At 71.5% G+C, this 17600-nt stretch carries 14 protein-coding genes, 1 tRNA gene and 1 pseudogene; 4 read left to right on the forward strand and 12 right to left on the reverse strand.

Annotated features, from left to right (window positions below; genetic code table 11):
• Positions 1–133: 133 nt before the first annotated feature.
• Positions 134–814, reverse strand: coding sequence for a TetR/AcrR family transcriptional regulator (locus ACFVGS_RS07815; RefSeq protein WP_384423528.1), 681 nt, complete (start codon positions 812–814; stop codon positions 134–136).
• Complete coding sequence (locus ACFVGS_RS07820) at positions 811–1803, reverse strand: acyl-CoA desaturase (RefSeq protein WP_384423526.1); 993 nt, start codon at positions 1801–1803, stop codon at positions 811–813. The genes ACFVGS_RS07815 and ACFVGS_RS07820 overlap by 4 nt, the downstream gene beginning before the upstream one ends.
• Positions 1804–2029: 226 nt before the next feature.
• On the opposite strand from ACFVGS_RS07820, the gene ppc reads away from it, so the two are divergent.
• Positions 2030–4759 (forward strand): phosphoenolpyruvate carboxylase, encoded by a 2730-nt coding sequence (ppc, locus tag ACFVGS_RS07825; protein ID WP_384423524.1) that lies wholly within the window; start codon positions 2030–2032, stop codon positions 4757–4759.
• Positions 4760–4831: 72 nt separating this feature from the next.
• Here ppc and ACFVGS_RS07830 read toward each other — a convergent pair whose 3' ends face one another.
• The 8 genes and pseudogenes from ACFVGS_RS07830 to ACFVGS_RS07865 all read right to left on the reverse strand — a co-directional run.
• Positions 4832–5548: an LPXTG cell wall anchor domain-containing protein gene (locus tag ACFVGS_RS07830; RefSeq protein ID WP_384423522.1), complete on the reverse strand. Its 717-nt coding sequence runs from the start codon at positions 5546–5548 to the stop codon at positions 4832–4834.
• A gap of 129 nt (positions 5549–5677) precedes the next feature.
• The gene (locus ACFVGS_RS07835) at positions 5678–6121 is read right to left on the reverse strand and encodes a hypothetical protein (protein ID WP_385691435.1); all 444 of its coding nucleotides are present in this window, start codon (positions 6119–6121) and stop codon (positions 5678–5680) included.
• 42 nt (positions 6122–6163) lie between these two features.
• Complete coding sequence (gene pth, locus ACFVGS_RS07840; protein WP_384423518.1) at positions 6164–6760, reverse strand: aminoacyl-tRNA hydrolase; 597 nt, start codon at positions 6758–6760, stop codon at positions 6164–6166.
• 166 nt (positions 6761–6926) lie between these two features.
• Positions 6927–7523, reverse strand: coding sequence for a 50S ribosomal protein L25/general stress protein Ctc (locus tag ACFVGS_RS07845; protein ID WP_385435715.1), 597 nt, complete (start codon positions 7521–7523; stop codon positions 6927–6929).
• A gap of 276 nt (positions 7524–7799) precedes the next feature.
• Complete coding sequence (locus ACFVGS_RS07850) at positions 7800–8774, reverse strand: ribose-phosphate diphosphokinase (RefSeq protein ID WP_365345360.1); 975 nt, start codon at positions 8772–8774, stop codon at positions 7800–7802.
• Between the two features lie 120 nt (positions 8775–8894).
• Complete coding sequence (glmU, locus tag ACFVGS_RS07855; RefSeq protein WP_384423078.1) at positions 8895–10343, reverse strand: bifunctional UDP-N-acetylglucosamine diphosphorylase/glucosamine-1-phosphate N-acetyltransferase GlmU; 1449 nt, start codon at positions 10341–10343, stop codon at positions 8895–8897.
• A 111-nt stretch (positions 10344–10454) separates the two neighbouring features.
• Positions 10455–10526 (reverse strand) — tRNA-Gln (locus ACFVGS_RS07860).
• Positions 10512–10778 (reverse strand): annotated as a pseudogene (locus ACFVGS_RS07865) (hypothetical protein); the annotation flags it as partial. The gene ACFVGS_RS07860 and the pseudogene ACFVGS_RS07865, both read right to left, overlap by 15 nt.
• A gap of 67 nt (positions 10779–10845) precedes the next feature.
• On the opposite strand from ACFVGS_RS07865, the gene ACFVGS_RS07870 reads away from it, so the two are divergent.
• Positions 10846–12243, forward strand: a complete 1398-nt coding sequence (locus ACFVGS_RS07870) for a sensor histidine kinase (protein WP_384423076.1) — start codon at positions 10846–10848, stop codon at positions 12241–12243.
• 92 nt (positions 12244–12335) lie between these two features.
• Here ACFVGS_RS07870 and ACFVGS_RS07875 read toward each other — a convergent pair whose 3' ends face one another.
• A complete protein-coding gene (locus ACFVGS_RS07875; RefSeq protein WP_384423074.1) occupies positions 12336–12836 on the reverse strand; it encodes an SUKH-3 domain-containing protein in 501 nt (166 codons plus the stop codon).
• A gap of 9 nt (positions 12837–12845) precedes the next feature.
• The gene (locus ACFVGS_RS07880; protein WP_384423072.1) at positions 12846–13367 is read right to left on the reverse strand and encodes a YwqJ-related putative deaminase; all 522 of its coding nucleotides are present in this window, start codon (positions 13365–13367) and stop codon (positions 12846–12848) included.
• Between the two features lie 297 nt (positions 13368–13664).
• Here ACFVGS_RS07880 and ACFVGS_RS07885 point away from each other — a divergent pair, with 297 nt between their 5' ends.
• Both ACFVGS_RS07885 and ACFVGS_RS07890 read left to right on the forward strand, forming a co-directional pair.
• Positions 13665–14669: an SMI1/KNR4 family protein gene (locus ACFVGS_RS07885; RefSeq protein ID WP_384423070.1), complete on the forward strand. Its 1005-nt coding sequence runs from the start codon at positions 13665–13667 to the stop codon at positions 14667–14669.
• Between the two features lie 7 nt (positions 14670–14676).
• On the forward strand, positions 14677–17586 hold the full coding sequence (locus tag ACFVGS_RS07890; RefSeq protein ID WP_385691441.1) for an SUKH-4 family immunity protein: 2910 nt from the start codon (positions 14677–14679) through the stop codon (positions 17584–17586).
• Positions 17587–17600: the final 14 nt, after the last annotated feature.

Here is a 17600-nt window from a genome sequence, read left to right on the forward strand (position 1 = left end):
GCCGGGGAACCCACCGCGGCTCTGATCGGCCCACCGCGCCCCCGGGCCCCCGGGGAGCGGGGCGGGCCGGCCCGTTCCGCGGGGGGGGGGCCCCCCCCCCGCCCCCCGCCCCCGTCGACCGGCTCGTGCGGGATCAGCTCTTGCGGTGACCTATCAGGCGGGGCTTCTGTTCCAGGCCGTCGAGGCCGTGCCAGGCCAGGTTCACCAGGTGGGCGGCCACCTCCGCCTTCTTCGGCTTGCGGACGTCCAGCCACCACTGGCCCGTCAGGGCGACGCTGCCCACCAGGGCCTGGGCGTACAGGGGCGCCAGCTTCGGGTCGAAGCCGCGGGCCTTGAACTCCAGGCCCAGGATGTCCTCCACCTGCGTGGCGATGTCGCTGATGAGAGAGGCGAAGGTGCCCGTCGACTGGGCCACCGGGGAATCGCGCACCAGGATGCGGAAGCCGTCCGTGTAGCGCTCGATGTAGTCGAGCAGCGCGAACGCGGCCTGCTCCAGGAGCTCCCGCGGATGGCCCGCGGTCAGGGCCCCCGTCACCATGTCCAGGAGCTGGCGCATCTCCCGGTCCACCACGACCGCGTACAGGCCCTCCTTGCCGCCGAAGTGCTCGTACACCACCGGCTTGGAGACCCCGGCCTTCGCCGCGATCTCCTCCACGGACGTGCCCTCGAAGCCCTTCTCCGCGAACAGCGTGCGACCGATGTCGAGGAGCTGCTCACGGCGCTCCGCGCCCGTCATCCTCACCCGGCGCCCGCGCCGGGGCTTCTGCTCGCTCGTGCTGCTGGTACCGCCGTCGATCGCCACGTCTTCCATCATGCCGCGTCGGCGGCCGCACCCCGGCGCCGGGCGTCGATCCGCGACTTGGCCGGCCAGCGCACGTCGTACGCCCAGCCCAGCTGCTCGAACCAGCGGATCAGACGCGCGCTGGAGTCCACCTGGCCCCTGAGCACGCCGTGCCGGGCCGAGGTCGGGTCCGCGTGGTGCAGGTTGTGCCAGGACTCGCCGCACGACAGCACCGCCAGCCACCACACGTTGCCGGAACGGTCACGCGACTTGAACGGACGCTTGCCCACCGCGTGACAGATCGAGTTGATCGACCAGGTCACGTGGTGCAGGAGCGCGACCCGGACCAGCGAACCCCAGAAGAACGCCGTGAACGCGCCCCACCACGACATCGTCACCAGTCCCCCGACCAGCGGCGGAATCGCGAGCGAGACGACCGTCCACAGGACGAACTGGCGAGAGATCGCACGGATCGCCGGATCCTTGATCAGATCGGGCGCGTACTTGTGCTGCGGAGTCTGCTCCTCGTCGAACATCCAGCCGATGTGCGCCCACCACAGCCCCTTCATCAGCGCCGGGACCGTCTCGCCGAACCGCCACGGCGAGTGCGGGTCGCCGTCCGCGTCCGAGTACTTGTGGTGCTTGCGGTGGTCCGCCACCCACCGCACCAGCGGCCCCTCGACCGCCAGCGAGCCCATGATCGCGAGCCCGATCCGCAGCGGACGCTTCGCCTTGAACGAGCCGTGCGTGAAGTAGCGGTGGAAGCCGATCGTGATGCCGTGACAGCCGATGAAGTACATCGCCGTCATGAGGCCCAGGTCGAGCCAGCTCACTCCCCACCCCCAGGCCAGCGGCACCGCCGCGACCAGGGCCAGGAAGGGCACCGTGATGAACAGCAGCAGCGTGATCTGCTCGATCGAACGCTTGTTGTCCCCGCCGAGGGTGGCGGAGGGCAGGGCCTGAGCGGTGTCGACCGCCTCGGACGCCGAGGACTCCGAGGTCAGCTCGGGGCTTGTGGTCATGGGTGTCCCCTGGGGGGTGAGGGTAGGGAAAGGACGCCTTGGCTACGGTTCCGTAACCTACGGCGACGTAAGTATGGCAGCGCCGCGGCGCGCGGCAAGAGCGCCAAAGCCGGGGCATGCTCCGTGCCGCGGACACGGACACCTATCCTGGGTGCGTCGGACAGCGCGGTCCGCAAGCCTCCAGTACCCCTCCAGACGTGCTCAAACACTGCAAGGAGCCGCACCTGTGAGCAGTGCCGACCAGACTCCCACCGCCAGCGCCGAGCTGCGCTCCGACATCCGCCGACTGGGCGATCTCCTCGGCGAGACGCTCGTCCGCCAGGAAGGCCCGGAGCTCCTGGAGCTCGTCGAGAAGGTCCGCCGCCTCACCCGCGAGGACGGCGAGGCCGCCGCCGAGCTGCTGCGCGGCGTCGAACTCGAGACCGCCGGCCGGCTGGTCCGCGCGTTCTCGACGTACTTCCACCTCGCCAACGTCACCGAGCAGGTCCACCGCGGCCGCGAGATGCGCGAGCGCCGCGCCGCCGAAGGCGGCCTCCTCGCCCGCACCGCCGACATGCTCAAGGACGGCGACCCCGCGCACGTACGCGAGACGATCAAGAACCTCAACGTACGGCCCGTCTTCACCGCCCACCCCACCGAGGCGGCCCGGCGCTCCGTCCTGAACAAGCTGCGCCGCATCGGCGCCCTCCTCGAGACCCCGGTCATCGAGGCCGACCGCCGCCGCCACGACCTGCGGCTCGCCGAGAACATCGACCTCATCTGGCAGACCGACGAACTCCGCGTCGTCCGGCCCGAGCCCGCCGACGAGGCCCGCAACGCCATCTACTACCTCGACGAGCTGCACGCGGGCGCCGTCGGCGACGTCCTGGAAGACCTCGCCGCCGAGCTCGAGCGGGTCGGCTTCGACCTGCCCTCCGGCACCCGCCCGCTCACCTTCGGCACCTGGATCGGCGGCGACCGCGACGGCAACCCCAACGTCACGCCCCAGGTCACCTGGGACGTGCTGATCCTCCAGCACGAGCACGGCATCACCGACGCCCTCGAACTCGTCGACTACCTCCGCGGACTGCTCTCCAACTCGATCCGCTACGCCGGCGCCACCGAAGAGCTCCTGGAATCCCTCCAGGCCGACCTCGAGCGCCTGCCCGAGATCAGCCCCCGCTACAAGCGGCTCAACGCCGAGGAGCCCTACCGGCTCAAGGTCACCTGCGTCCGCCAGAAGCTCCTCAACACCCGCGAACGCCTCGCCAAGGGCACCCCCCACCAGGACGGCCGCGACTACCTCGGCACCGCCGAACTCCTCCGCGACCTCACCCTCATCCAGACCTCCCTGCGCGAGCACCGCGGCGGCCTCTTCGCCGACGGCCGCATGGACCGCACCATCCGCACCCTCGCCGCCTTCGGCCTCCAGCTCGCCACCATGGACGTCCGCGAGCACGCCGACGCCCACCACCACGCCCTCGGCCAGCTCTTCGACCGGCTCGGCGAGGAATCCTGGCGCTACGCCGACATGCCGCGCGACTACCGGCAGAAGCTGCTCGCCAAGGAGCTCCGCTCCCGCCGCCCGCTCGCCCCCACCCCCGCGCCGCTGGACGCCGCCGGCGAGAAGACCCTCGGCGTCTTCCAGACCGTCAAGCGGGCCCTGGAGGTCTTCGGCCCCGAGGTCATCGAGTCGTACATCATCTCGATGTGCCAGGGCGCCGACGACGTCTTCGCCGCCACCGTCCTCGCCCGCGAGGCCGGCCTCCTCGACCTCCACGCCGGCTGGGCCAAGATCGGCATCGTGCCGCTCCTGGAGACCACCGACGAGCTGCGCGCCGCCGACGTCATCCTCAACGACATGCTCGCCGACCCCTCCTACCGGCGCCTCGTCTCCCTGCGCGGCGACGTCCAGGAGGTCATGCTCGGCTACTCCGACTCCTCCAAGTTCGGCGGCATCACCACCTCCCAGTGGGAGATCCACCGCGCCCAGCGCCGGCTCCGCGACGTCGCCCACCGCTACGGCGTCCGCCTGCGCCTCTTCCACGGCCGCGGCGGCACCGTCGGCCGCGGCGGCGGCCCCTCCCACGACGCGATCCTCGCCCAGCCCTGGGGCACCCTGGAGGGCGAGATCAAGGTCACCGAGCAGGGCGAGGTCATCTCCGACAAGTACCTCATCCCGTCCCTGGCCCGGGAGAACCTCGAACTGACCGTCGCGGCCACCCTGCAGGCCTCCGCCCTGCACACCGCGCCCCGCCAGTCCGACGACGCCCTGGCCCGCTGGGACGCCGCCATGGACACCGTCTCCGACGCCGCCCACTCCGCCTACCGGCGGCTCGTCGAGGACCCCGACCTGCCCGCCTACTTCTTCGCCTCCACCCCCGTCGACCAGCTCGCCGACCTCCACCTCGGCTCGCGGCCCTCCCGCCGCCCCGACTCGGGCGCCGGCCTCGACGGACTCCGGGCCATCCCCTGGGTGTTCGGCTGGACCCAGTCCCGGCAGATCGTCCCCGGCTGGTTCGGCGTCGGCTCCGGCCTCAAGGCCCTGCGCGAGGCCGGCCTCGACGCGGTGCTCGGCGAGATGTACGAGCGCTGGCACTTCTTCCGCAACTTCCTCTCCAACGTCGAGATGACGCTGGCCAAGACGGACCTGCGGATCGCCCGCCACTACGTCGACACCCTCGTGCCGGACGAGCTCAAGCACGTCTTCGAGACCATCGAGGCCGAACACGCCCTCACCGTCGCCGAGGTCCTGAAGGTCACCGGCGGCGAGCAGCTCCTCGACTCCAACCCGGTGCTCCAGCAGACCTTCGCCATCCGCGACGCCTACCTGGACCCGATCTCCTACCTCCAGGTCGCCCTGCTCGCCCGCCAGCGCTCCGCCGCCGAGCGCGGCGAGGAACCCGACCCGCTGCTCTCCCGCGCGCTCCTGCTCACGGTGAACGGCGTGGCGGCGGGCCTGCGCAACACCGGCTGACGCCCTCGCACCAACAAGAGTGCCCCCGCGGGAGTTCTTCCCGCGGGGGCACTCTCATGACGGCGTGTTACGTCAGTGCTGCTGCGCCTTCTTGCGGCGCGTCACCAGGAACGCACCGGCACCCGCGAGGGCGACGGCGACGGCGGCGAGGATGCCGACCGGGGCGCTGGAACCGGTCTCGGCGAGGTCACCCTCGGAGCCGGCGGACGAGGAGGCGCTCGGCGTGGGCTGGCCCGCGGCGGAGCTCTCCGAGGAGGACGCGGTCGGGGAGACCGACGAGCTCGGGGAGGTGGAGCTGCTCGGGGACGTGGAGCTGCTCGGGGACGTGGAGCTGCTCGGCGTGCCCGACGGGGTGCCGGACGGGGTGCCCGTGGGGGTGGGGGCGGTGCCCGGGCAGGTGTGCGAGAGGTTGAAGAACTTCGCCTCGCCGTCGATCTCGGCGGTGGCCGAGGTCAGCTTCGCACCCACGGGCGAACCCACGTACGCGTGCTTGCCCTCCGGGTTGCCGAAGGCGCTGAAGTCCGTGATGACGATCGGGGTGCCGTTGTCGAACGTGACCGTCAGCTTGGTGAACTCGGCCTTGTTGCCGGTCAGCACGAAGTGCCAGCCGTCCTGCGTGGACGGGATGCCCTTGCACTCCGCCTCGGTGTTCTCGAAGGAGGAGGCGGTGATGGGCAGGTCCTTCTCGTGGTGGAAGGGAACCTCGGCGGCGGACGCCGCCGGCGCCAGAACGAGCGAGCCCGCGACGGCCGCGACGAGCGCGCCGGCGGAGATAAGAGAACGTCGCATTGTCGTCCAACTGTGGGATGAGGGATGCCGTGGGAGGTGGCGGGGGCAGCCTATCCGTTGCTTTAAGTCACCCTTAAGCCAACGGGCATAACGATTCTGGCGGGAACGCGCCAACGTGTCCGAAAACCATCAGAGTGCGAAGAACGCGCCCAGCAACAGGGCCGCACCCGCACCCGCCACCGACCACCCCGTACGCGTCATCCGCAGCCCCCCACCGATCAGCGGCGCCGCCAACAGCAGCGCACCGCCCAGCGGAAGCCACGCGTGCAGACCCCCGCCCCAGCCCGTACGGACCGCCTCCGCCGTACCCGGCTTCACCACCACCGGCAGCGTCTGCCCCTTCTCCGCCGCCACCGAATGCTCGATCGTCAGCGTGTGATGCGGGGAACCGGGATCATCCGACGCGTAACGCCCGCTGCACGTCTCCTCGTTGCAGCCCGTCACCGTCAGCGTCCCGTGCTCGCGCCCCTTCGACAACAGCACGTGCTGAGCCGTGTCCCAGGAGGACCAGGCGCCCGCGACGAGCAGGAGCAGGACGACGAGGGCCATGGCGGCGTTACGGACGTGCGTCATGACCCGCGATCGTACAGTCGTACCCGTGCCCGCCCGCAGGCCCTACGCGTTGTACGCGGACTGCGCCCGCTCCAGACCCTCCGCCACCAGGCACTCCACCGCGTCCGCCGCCCGGTCCACGAACCAGTCCAGCTCCTTGCGCTCCGTGGAGGAGAAGTCCTTCAGCACGAAGTCGGCGACCTGCATCCGGCCGGGCGGACGCCCGATCCCGCACCGCACCCGGTGGTAGTCCGGCCCCATCGACTTCGTCATCGACTTCAGCCCGTTGTGCCCGTTGTCGCCACCACCCAGCTTCAGACGCAGCGTGGCGTAGTCGATGTCCAGCTCGTCATGGACCGCCACGACGTGCGCCGTCGGCACCTTGTAGAAGTCGCGCAGCGCCGTCACGGGCCCGCCCGACAGGTTCATGTACGACATCGGCTTGGCGAGCACCACCCGGCGGTTCGCGGGACCGGGCGGGCCCATACGGCCCTCCACCACCTGCGCCTGCGCCTTCTGCGCGCGCTTGAACCTGCCGCCGATCCGCTCGGCCAGCAGGTCCACCACCATGAAGCCCACGTTGTGCCGGTTGCCGGCGTACTCGGGGCCCGGATTGCCGAGGCCGACGATCAGCCAGGGCGCGTTCGCGTCATCCGTCATCTGCGTCTCGTCTCCTCGTACCCGTATGCCTGGCGGCCGGAAGGGGTGGTGGCCGGAAAGCGTGGTGGACAGAAAGTGCGGTGTCCGGAAAGCGTGGTGGACAGAAAGAAACGGGGTGACGGGCCCGTGGGCCCGTCACCCCGTCACGTCAGACAGAGCCTACGGCTCAGGCCTCGGCGCCCTCGGCGGCCTCGCCCTCGGCGGCCTCCGCCGGCTCCTCGGCCTGCGCGGCCAGGACCTGCAGGACGACGGCGTCGGCCTCGGTCACCAGGGTGACGCCCTTCGGCAGGGTGATGTCCTGCGCCAGGACGGAGGCACCGGCCTCCAGGCCCTCGACGGAGACCGTCACGGACTCCGGCAGGTGGGTGGCCTCGGCCTCGACCGAAAGGGTGTTCAGGACGTGCTCGAGCAGGTTGCCGCCGGCGGCCAGCTCGCCCTCGGCGACGACCGGAACCTCGACGGTGACCTTCTCGCCGCGCTTCACGAGAAGCAGGTCGACGTGCTCCAGGAAGCCCTTCAGCGGGTCACGCTGGGCGGCCTTCGGGATCGCGAGCTCGGTGCCCTTGCCCTCGATGTCCAGGGACAGCAGGACGTTCGGCGTACGCAGCGCCATGACGGTGTCGTGGCCCGGGAGGGTCAGGTGGATCGGGTCCGAGCCGTGGCCGTACAGCACGGCGGGAACCTGGGCGTTACGGCGGATCTTGCGGGCGGCGCCCTTGCCGAACTCGGTGCGGACGGACGCGGCGAGCTTCACCTCGGACATGTGCACTCCTCGTAGATGTGGTGACTGATACGACTGTCACCCGGCCACGACTGGCGTGGGCCTGCTACGAAGAGCGCGTCGATAACGGACCGCCGGCACCACGCGCGACACACGCACGGGCACGGCCTCCCTCGCCGAGCAACCACGACAGTCTAGCCGCAGGCCACCGAGGCACCCAAATGGATCACGAGCCGCCCCAGGAGCCGCCCCACGAGCGCACGGGTAAGGGCCGCCCCCCAAGGGAAGCGGCCCTTACTCGTACGGCTAAGAGAGTGCTCAGTGCTCCTCGAACAGGCTCGTCACCGAACCGTCCTCGAACACCTCACGCACCGCACGCGCGATCGTCGGCGCGATCGACAGCACCGTGATCTTGTCCAGCTCCAGCGCACTCGGGTCCGGCAGCGTGTCCGTGAACACGAACTCGCTCACCTTCGAGTTCTTCAGCCGGTCCGCGGCCGGACCGGACAGGATGCCGTGCGTCGCCGTCACGATCACGTCCTCCGCGCCGTGCGCGAACAGCGCGTCCGCCGCGGCACAGATCGTGCCCGCCGTGTCGACCATGTCGTCCACCAGGACACACACACGGCCCTTCACGTCACCGACGACCTCGTGCACCGTCACCTGGTTGGCGACGTCCTTGTCACGACGCTTGTGCACGATCGCCAGCGGCGCGTCCAGACGGTCACACCAACGGTCCGCCACCCGCACACGACCCGCGTCCGGCGACACGATCGTCAGCTTCGTGCGGTCGACCTTCGCACCCACGTAGTCCGCCAGCACCGGCAGCGCCGACAGGTGGTCCACCGGACCGTCGAAGAAGCCCTGGATCTGGTCCGTGTGCAGGTCCACGGTCAGAATCCGGTCCGCACCCGCCGTCTTCAGCAGATCCGCGACCAGACGGGCCGAGATCGGCTCACGACCACGGTGCTTCTTGTCCTGACGGGCATAGCCGTACGACGGGATGATCACGGTGATGCTCCGGGCCGAAGCCCGCTTCAGAGCATCGATCATGATCAGCTGCTCCATGATCCACTTGTTGATCGGAGCCGTGTGGCTCTGGATCAGGAAGCAGTCCGCGCCACGCGCGGACTCCTGGAAACGGACGTAGATCTCGCCATTCGCGAAGTCGAACGCCTTGGTCGGCACGATGCCGACACCCAGCTGGTGTGCGACCTCCTCGGCCAGCTCGGGGTGGGCGCGGCCGGAGAAGAGCATCAGCTTCTTCTCGCCGGTCGTCTTGATCCCGGTCACAGCACTGTCTCCTCGACGGGTCTCTGGCCGCGAATCCCCGCGCTCCCGTGCGCGTGTGCGAGCCAGCCGAATTTGTGTGCACGTATCACGGTACGCCGAGTTCGGCGTACTCGTTTCCGGTCAGCTTTCGCCTGCGGACTTCTCAGTGGCGGCAGAGGCAGCCTGCGCGGCCGCACTCCCCGGACGCTTACGGGCCACCCAGCCCTCGATATTCCGCTGCTGGCCACGGGCGACGGCCAGCGCGCCGGCCGGCACATCCTTGGTGATGACGGACCCGGCAGCCGTGTAAGCGCCGTCCCCGACCGTGACAGGAGCCACAAACATGTTGTCCGAGCCCGTCTTGCAGTGGGAACCGATCGTCGTGTGGTGCTTCGCCTCGCCGTCGTAGTTCACGAAGACACTCGCCGCACCGATATTGGTGTACTCGCCGATCGTCGCATCACCCACATACGACAGATGGGGGACCTTCGTACCCTCACCGATGACGGCCGCCTTCATCTCGACGTACGTACCCGCCTTGGCCTTCGCACCCAGAACCGTCCCCGGCCGCAGGTACGCGTACGGGCCCACGGAAGCGCCCTCGCCCACCGCGGCGGAGTCCGCCACCGTGTTGTCCACCCGGGCCCCGCGGCCGACGGTGGTGTCCTTCAGCCGCGTGTTCGGCCCCACCACGGCGTCCTCCGCGATGTGCGTCGCACCGAGCAGCAGCGTGTTCGGCAGCACCGTCGCATCCGGCTCGAACGTCACCGTCACGTCCACGAACGTCGACGCCGGATCCACCACCGTCACACCCGCCAGCATCGCCCGCTCCAGCAGACGCCCATTGAGCAGCGCGCGAGCCTCGGCAAGCTGCACCCGGTTGTTGATCCCCAGGATCTCCCGGTGATCCACCGCCACCGACGCACCCACCCGATGCCCCGCCTCACGCAGGATCGACAACACGTCCGTGAGGTACTCCTCACCCTGACTGTTGTCCGTCCGCACCTTGCCCAGCGCATCCGCCAGCAGCGCACCGTCGAACGCGAAGACCCCGGAATTGATCTCCCTGATCGCCCGCTGCTCGTCCGAGGCGTCCTTGTGCTCCACGATCGCGGTCACCGCACCGGTCACCCCGTCACGCACGATCCGCCCGTAGCCCGTGGCGTCCGGCACCTCGGCGGTCAGCACCGTCACGGCGTTCCCGTCGGCCGCGTGCGTCGCCGCCAGGGCGCGCAGCGTCTCCCCGGACAGCAGCGGCGTGTCACCGCACACCACGACGACGGTCCCCTCGGGCGCCCGCCCGAGCTCCCCGAGCGCCATCCGCACCGCGTGCCCGGTCCCGTTCTGCTCCTCCTGCACGGCCGTCCGCGTCCCCGCGTAGTGCTCGTCCAGATGCCCCTTCACCAGCTCCCGCGCGTGCCCCACGACCACGACCAGGTCCTCGGGCTCCAGCTCACGAGCGGCGGCCACGACATGCCCGACGAGCGAGCGCCCGGCGATCTCGTGGAGGACCTTGGGGGTCTTCGACTTCATGCGGGTGCCCTCACCCGCTGCGAGGACGACGACGGCTGCCGGGCGGTTGGCGCTCACGGGAATGCCCTTCGGCTTTCGGGTGGTGGACTTCCGAAGGATACCGGGGGGTACCGGGGCGGTAACGAGTAAGGGTCCCGACCGTGGAGGTCGGGACCCGCAGACGACTAGCTCCCCTGCCAGGACTCGAACCCGGACATAGGACTCCAAAGGTCCCAGTGCTGCCGATTACACCACAGGGGATGGTGAAGTCGACCAAATCGGACATTCATCCCTGCTGATCGAGTCGACGGCACCTACTATGCCGCACCACCAGGCCTGGATGCGACGGTATAGCTCGGCGCCTTGCAGCACTCGGACGGACAGGCAGCCGCGGTATCCGTCGCCGACGTTCTCTGCGACATCCGCCGACTCGTGAATCCGGACGAAGAAGCGCAGTCGATCTTCCGCGATGCCCAGGAGGCGCAACCACTCCAGGAAGAGCCGGATCATGTCGGAGGCGGCGCCCCGGGGGCGTCGGGAGGCGGGAAAATCGGTGGCCCTCGCCCGTAGGGTGGAGGGCATGACCACAACGGGGGCAGACCGGGACGCGGCGGGCACGGAGCGTGTCGCGCGGAGCTGGTGGTGGTGGGGGAGACGGCGCAGTGTCGTGCTGGACGTCTCGCTGGCCGTGGTGTCGGCGCTGGAGTGCGGGCTCGAGGGGATCGGGTTCGCGCAGCAGACGTCGTTGCCGGTGCCGGTGGGGGTGCTGTTCGGGCTGGTCGTGGGGTCCGTGCTGCTGGTGCGGCGGAAGTGGCCCATCACCGTGGTGCTCGTCTCGATCGCGGTGACGCCGGCGGAGATGGGCTATCTGATGGGGATCGTCGGTCTCTATTCGCTGGCCGCGTCGGAGGTGCCGCGGCGGTTCACCGCCGCGCTGGCCGGTATGTCGACGGTGGCGGTGTACATCGTGACGATGGTCCGGCTGCGTCAGGACGTCGCGCAGGCCGATGTCGACCAGCAGGACTTCGATCCGAGCGGCTGGTACGTGCCGGTGGTGTCGTTGTTCATGACGCTCGGGCTCAACGCGCCGCCGGTGCTTTTCGGTCTCTACATAGGTGCCCGGCGCCGGCTCATGGAGTCGCTGAGGGAGCGCGCCGACAGTCTGGAGCAGGAGCTGTCGCTCCTCGCCGACCGGGCGGAGCAGCGTGCGCAGTGGGCGCGGCAGGAGGAGCGGACGCGGATCGCGCGGGAGATGCACGACGTGGTGGCGCACCGGGTGTCGTTGATGGTGGTGCATGCGGCGGCGCTGCAGGCGGTGGCGTTGAAGGATCCGCAGAAGGCGGTGAAGAACGCGGCGCTGGTGGGTGACATGGGGCGGCAGGCCCTGACGGAGCTGCGGGAGATGCTGGGGGTGCTCCGGGAGGAGGCGCCGGCGGCGGTTTCGGCGGGGCCTGCGGCGCTGCCGTTGGCGGCGGTGGGGCGGGCGGCCGCCGCGGCTGCCGAGGCGGCGGCGGAGGACGGGGGAGTCGGTGGTGACGGGCCCTGTCTGGATTCCCTTGAGGCGCTGGTGGAGCAGTCGCGTCAGGCGGGTGTGGTCGTGGAGCTGCTGGTGATGGGGGCGGCTCGGCCGTACGGGGCCGAGGTGGAGCAGACGGCGTACCGGGTGGTGCAGGAGGCGTTGACGAACGTCCACAAGCATGCGGCGGGTGCCGAGGTGGTCGTCCGGGTCGCGCATCGCGAGGCGGAGGTCGCGATGCAGGTGGAGAACGGTCCGTCGGACGCGGCGGCGGCCGACGCGCATCTGCCGAGTGGTGGCAACGGTCTGGTGGGCATGCGGGAGCGGGTGACCCGGCTGGGCGGTGTCTTCGTGTCGGGTCCGACGGACGCGGGTGGTTTCCGGGTGAGCGCGGTGCTGCCGGTGGCTGTGGCGGGGGCGGCGTCGGCGCCGGACGCGGCGGCCGAGGCGGAGGTTTCCTGAGTCACGGCGCCCCCGGGGTGTCCGAGCCCCCGGCCGGGTGCCTCGGAGGCCGGGTTCGTGGTTTCCGGGGGCGGGTTCCCGGTTCTTCGGGTCTACGGTCCCGCCACGAGGCGGGTCGGCTGGGTGCCCGTGATCAGGGTGGCCAGGGCCGTGTCGAGGTCGCGGCCCAGGTACCAGTCGCCGGTGTGGTCGATGCTGTACACCCGGCCTTCGATGTCCATCGCGAGGACCGCTCGCTGGCCGCCGTCCTCGCCTTCCTCGCCGAGTGGTGCGAGCTCGGTGTCGAGGGCGCGGCCGAGGTCGCCGAGGGTGCGGGCCAGGTGGAGGCCGGCGAGCGGGTCGAAGCGGACGGTCGCGGGGGCGATCTGCCGGCCGTGGCCGGGTGCGCTGACGCGGAGGCCGCCGAATTCGGCCCAGGCTTCGACGACGGCGGGGAAGACGCTGTGCCGGTGTCCGCCGGCGGAGACGTGGCCGCGCAGGGTGTCGGCCCATTGTTCGGCGAGCTTGATGTCCCAGCGGCCGGGCTGCCAGCCGGCCTCGCGCAGTGCGGCGTCGACGTTGACCGGGAAGCGGGTGCTGTTGAGATCGGGCATGGGTGTCGGTCAGCTGTTCTGGGTGGTGGTCGGGTCGACCGTACGGACTCCGAAGTGCGCCAGCATGGCCGTACAGGAGCGGCAGGGTGCGGCGTAGCTGCCGTGCAGCGGGTCGCCGTCCTCGCGGATGCGGCGCGCCGTGAGCTTGGCGTGCTTGAGGGAGCGGCGGGCTTCGCTGTGGGTGAGCGGCTTGCGCTGGGCGCGCTTGGAGCGGGTGCTCTCGGTGGCGTTGAGGTGCCGGGACAGCAGGATGGCCTCGGGGCAGCGTCCGGTGAACCGTTCGCGCTGCCCGCTGGTGAGGGTGTCGAGGAAGTCCTGGACGAGCGGGTGGAGGGTGGGCGGCAGGTCGCCGCGGGCGGCGGTGCAGGTGAGGGTTTCGCCGCGGACGGAGAGGGCCGCGCCGACGGTGGGCAGGATGCCGTCGCGGCGGTGACGCAGTAAGGGGGCCCGGTGGGTGTCGGCCTCGTTGCCCCAGCTGAGGCGTGGGTCACCCTGCGTGGGCGTCGGTGCTGGTGTGGCGCTTGCGTGCATGGTGCTGTTCTTCCCCTCCTGCAATCCCCCGAGTTGCGTGAACAGCCTGCCAAACGCGCTGCCCGATGGGGAAGCTGGGGCGCGGAAACGTGCTTTCGGTGTGTCGGAACCATGGCGGTGCTGTCATGCCGTCGTGACAGTTGGTCACGATGGCGGGGGTGTGGGTGGCGGGCGCGGGGCGGGCCGGGTCGGGAGTTCCGGGCAGCGCTTAGGCTGTGCGGACCAGTCGGTAGAACGATCGGTAGAAGTAGAAGCAGCCACGCACTAGCAGGCACAGCCACTCAGGGGGCAACCGCCATGACGACAGGTCGGCTCGGCCAGGACACCGCGCCGCCGCCGAACGCGGCGTACGCCGGGCAGGTCGTGCACTTCCCGGACCCGGTCCGGGCCTCCCGTCATCCGCGAGGGGTGCGGGTGGACGAGCGCGGCTATCCGGACTTCTCTCCGTACGCGCGGGCGGCGGCGGAGATCGCCGATCCGCCGGAGGGTTTCGGCGTCGACGAACTGCGCCTGACGGACTACGTGTCGGCGAACGCGGCGCTCGCCGCGACGGGGCACGAGCTGTGGGACACGATTCCGGCGGTGGCGACGCCGCACGGGTGGACGTGGCACCACGTGGCGCACTCGCGTCGTCTGGAGCTGGTGCCGGTCGAGGTGAAGGCGTTGCTGCGGCATCACGGTGGCGTGGCGACGGCGTCGGGCGTGGACCAGTTCAAGCGTGGTACGCGGCCGCTGCAGGAGACCCGGCCGGTGCACTTCGGGCTGCCGAAGCGTGTGGTGTCGGTGTCGGAGCAGCAGGTGCAGGGCGTGGAGGAGGACCTGGGCTACCGGCTGCCGGGGGCGTACCGCTCGTTCCTGAAGGCGGCGGGCGGCGCTGCTCCGGTGGGTACGGCGCTCGACGCGGAGCTGGGGCTGCTGGTGGACCAGCCGTTCTTCACGCTGCGCGAGGAGGCGGGTGTCAACGACCTCGTCTATGTCAACAAGTGTCTGCGTGACCATCTGACGAAGGATTACCTGGGTGTCGCGTTCGTGCAGGGTGGTCTGCTCGCGCTGAAGGTGCGGGGCGAGGCGGTCGGGTCGGTGTGGTTCTGCCCGTACGACGACGCGCGGGACGCCGGTGAGGCCGCGGCCGGCTGGACGGTGAACGAGCGGGTGGAGCGGCTGCTGCTGCCCTGTGGTGCGGACTTCGACGAGTTCCTGCAGCGTCTTGCGGGCAGTCCGCCGGAGCTGGAGACGGTGGCGAACCTGATGGTGGACGGTGGCTTCGCGCGTGCCGTGCCCGTGGTCCCGGTGGGGGAGTGAGCTGGCTGTGGTGACGTTCGCGCAGGCGCAGGAGCGCGCCGAGGAGTGGATCAACGGTGACGTGCCCGCGTATCTGCACCGTGAGGTGCGGGTGCGGGAGTTCGCGCTGGGTTTCGTGGTGTGGGCGGAGGACCGTGAGGAGGCGCCGACCCCGGACGGGGGCCGGCAGCGTCTGGTCATCGCGCGGGACAGCGGTGAGGCCACGCTGTGGCCGGGGCTGCCCGTGGGTGAGGTGATCCGCCGGTACGAGGAGGAGTACGGCGCGGCGGCCGAGGCGGCGGCTCCGGTTCCGGCGCAGTCGGCCCGGGTCGACCTGAACCAGACGTCGTTCCTGCTGAGCCCGCCGGAGTGGCTGCAGGAGGCGGCGGACAAGATCGGCCTGCCGCCGGTGGAGTCGAACGCGTCGCAGGCGAGCGCGGACGCTTCGCCGGAGGGTGCGTCGTCGACGCCGGTGGGCGGGATTCCCACGGCTTCGGCGTCGGCGTCGGTGCCGGCGGCGTCGTCGTCGGTGTCGTCTGGCGCGGCTTCGGCGTCTGATGCGGCTCCGGTGTCGTCGGCGGCGTCTGGTGCGGCGTCGGCGGCGTCTGGTGCGGCTTCGGTGTCCGGTGCGGATTCGGCTTCGGGTTCGGCGTCGGTGTCCGATGCGGGTGGGGCTTCCGTGTCGGGTGCGGCTGCCGTGCCGGGTGCCGGTTCGGCGCCCGGTGCCGGTGCCGGTGCGGGTGTGGCTGCGGTGCCGGGTTCGGATGACGTTCCGGCGTCGTCGGCGGCGTCGGTGCCGGTTCCTGAGCCGGTTCCGGCCGGGGCGCCGTCGGTGGACGCGTCCGCCGCGCCGTGGTCGGCTCCGTCCGCTGCCGAGCCCGAGGCGCCTGGTGCGGCCGAGGCGCCCGAGGCGGCGCCGGCTGCGGCGGTCCCGGGTGCGCCCGGTGACCAGGAGCCGACCGAGAACGACGGTGTGCCTGGGCCCGTCCCGTCGAGTCCGTGGGCGGACGCCAACGCGAGTTCGGGCGGTGCCGACGGTGCCGTACCGCTGCCGGCGACGGTGTTCGCGCCGCCGCTTTCGGGTGCGGACGACGAGGACGCGCCGCCGCCGGTGGTGGGTGCGGACGCGCCCACGGCGCTGATGAAGGGCGGCAGCGCGCTGCCGGCGACCGCCATCGCCCCGCGGCTGAACACGGACGGCACGTTCGGCCAGGGCGGCGGCCCGGCGCTCCCGCCCCAGCCGCCGAACGCCCCGGCCGCCCCCGCCGTCCCGCCGGCGGCGCCCGCCCCGGCGAACCCGGCCCCGGCTCCGACGACGGCTCCCGCCGCAGCTCCTGCTCCCGGCGCGGCCGACATCGCCGACGCCGCGACGAGCAAGGCGCCGACGCCGCCGCCCGGCGGTTACGTGCGGACCCAGCTGGTGTCGCAGCTGCCCGACGGTTTCCCGGCGCCGCCGCCGGCTCCGGCCGCGCCCGGTCCGCAGACGCCGCCCGGTCCGCCCGGCCCGCCCGGGCCTCCGGGGCCGCCCGGGGCGACGCCTCCGCCGGCCGTGCACCAGGCGGCGACGATGCTCGCCCGGCCGGACCAGATGGGGCCGGCCGGCCCGGGGGCCCCGGGTGCCACCGGTGGTCCCGGTGTGCCGCCTCCGCCTCCGCCGCCGGGTGTGCCCGGTGGCGGTACGCCCGCGGGCGGTGTCGCGTACGCCGCGACGATGCTGGCGCGCCCGGACCAGATGGGTCCGAGTGGTCCCGGTACTCCGCCGCCTCCGCCTCCGCCGCCGGGTGTGCCCGGTGGCGGCACGCCCGCGGGCGGCATCGAGCACGCCGCGACGATGCTGGCGCAGCCGAGCCAGATGGGTGGTCCCGCCGGGCCGCCTCCGCCGCCGGGACCGGTGCCCGCGCCCGCGCAGGCGCCGGGCGCGCCGCAGCCTCCCGCGTACGGCTACCCGCAGCCGCAGCCGTCGGGGCTTCCGACGGTGGGTCCGGGCTACCAGGCCGTGCTGCGCTACCGCGCGCCCGACGGTTCGGAGCAGCAGATCATCCGCCGCTCCGCACCGGGCACCCCGCACCCCGAGTGGCAGATCCTGCACGAGCTGCGTGCCATGAACGTGCCGCCGCAGCAAGTGCTGGAGCTGCACACGGAGTTGGAGTCGTGCGAGCTGCCGGGCGGTTACTGCGCGCGGATGATCCGTGAGACCTGGCCGCAGGCGCGGATCACCAACATCGCGCCGTACGGCCGTGATCACGCGGGCCGGCAGCAGGGCATGCGGCAACTGCTCACCCACCAGGGCGAGTTGCACCAGGTCGCGGACGGTCCGGCGCGGCCGGCGCCGGTGCGGGCGCCGCTGCCGCAGGTGCAGCCGGCGCCGCCGCTGCCGCCGGACGGGGTGGCGCAGGAGTTGGCCGGCGCGTTCGGTCCGGGCATCCTGCGCTTCGACCAGCGCGCGGTGTCGCGGCAGGGCGTGCCGGAGCTGGTGGCGGTGACGCTCGTGTGGGCGGGTCTGCCCGCCGACTTCGGGCCGTTCTTCTGGGCGCAGCCGGCGATGCCGGTGGTGCCGACGCTGGCGGAGCTGGCGGCGCAGCGGCAGGTGCAGCCGGCGGCGGACGCGGGTTCGTACCTGGTGCTCGGTTCGGACTTCGGCCGGGCGATCTGTGTCCAGTACGGGACGGCGAACATCGTGGCCGTGCCGGTGGAGGCCGGTCCGGGCGGGCAGTCGGTGCCGCCGCAGTTCGTGAACACCGGGCTGCCGGAGTTCGTGCGCTGCCTCGCGCTGCTCGGCCGGATGTGGCGGCTGCGGTTCGGGCTGAACCCGGAGCAGGCGGGCCGCTGGACGGTCGATTTCCAGACGCAGTTGGCGATGCTGGACCCGGCGGCGCTGGCGTCGCCGGAGAACTGGTGGTCGGTGCTGCTGGAGCAGATGTGGGACGGTCTGCTGTAACGGCCGGAGACGCG

The sequence above is a fragment of the Streptomyces sp. NPDC127114 genome (assembly GCF_042677525.1).
Taxonomy (GTDB): domain Bacteria; phylum Actinomycetota; class Actinomycetes; order Streptomycetales; family Streptomycetaceae; genus Streptomyces.

Excerpts from the sequence above, each read along its gene's own strand:
- ACFVGS_RS07815 (WP_384423528.1), bottom strand. The coding sequence starts at position 814 with ATGATGGAAGACGTGGCGATCGACGGCGGTACCAGCAGCACGAGCGAG.
- ACFVGS_RS07820 (WP_384423526.1), bottom strand. The coding sequence starts at position 1,803 with ATGACCACAAGCCCCGAGCTGACCTCGGAGTCCTCGGCGTCCGAGGCG.
- ACFVGS_RS07830 (WP_384423522.1), bottom strand. The coding sequence starts at position 5,548 with ATGCGACGTTCTCTTATCTCCGCCGGCGCGCTCGTCGCGGCCGTCGCG.
- ACFVGS_RS07835 (WP_385691435.1), bottom strand. The coding sequence starts at position 6,121 with ATGACGCACGTCCGTAACGCCGCCATGGCCCTCGTCGTCCTGCTCCTG.
- pth (WP_384423518.1), bottom strand. The coding sequence starts at position 6,760 with ATGACGGATGACGCGAACGCGCCCTGGCTGATCGTCGGCCTCGGCAAT.
- ACFVGS_RS07845 (WP_385435715.1), bottom strand. The coding sequence starts at position 7,523 with ATGTCCGAGGTGAAGCTCGCCGCGTCCGTCCGCACCGAGTTCGGCAAG.
- ACFVGS_RS07870 (WP_384423076.1), top strand. The coding sequence starts at position 10,846 with ATGACCACAACGGGGGCAGACCGGGACGCGGCGGGCACGGAGCGTGTC.
- ACFVGS_RS07875 (WP_384423074.1), bottom strand. The coding sequence starts at position 12,836 with ATGCCCGATCTCAACAGCACCCGCTTCCCGGTCAACGTCGACGCCGCA.
- ACFVGS_RS07880 (WP_384423072.1), bottom strand. The coding sequence starts at position 13,367 with ATGCACGCAAGCGCCACACCAGCACCGACGCCCACGCAGGGTGACCCA.
- ACFVGS_RS07885 (WP_384423070.1), top strand. The coding sequence starts at position 13,665 with ATGACGACAGGTCGGCTCGGCCAGGACACCGCGCCGCCGCCGAACGCG.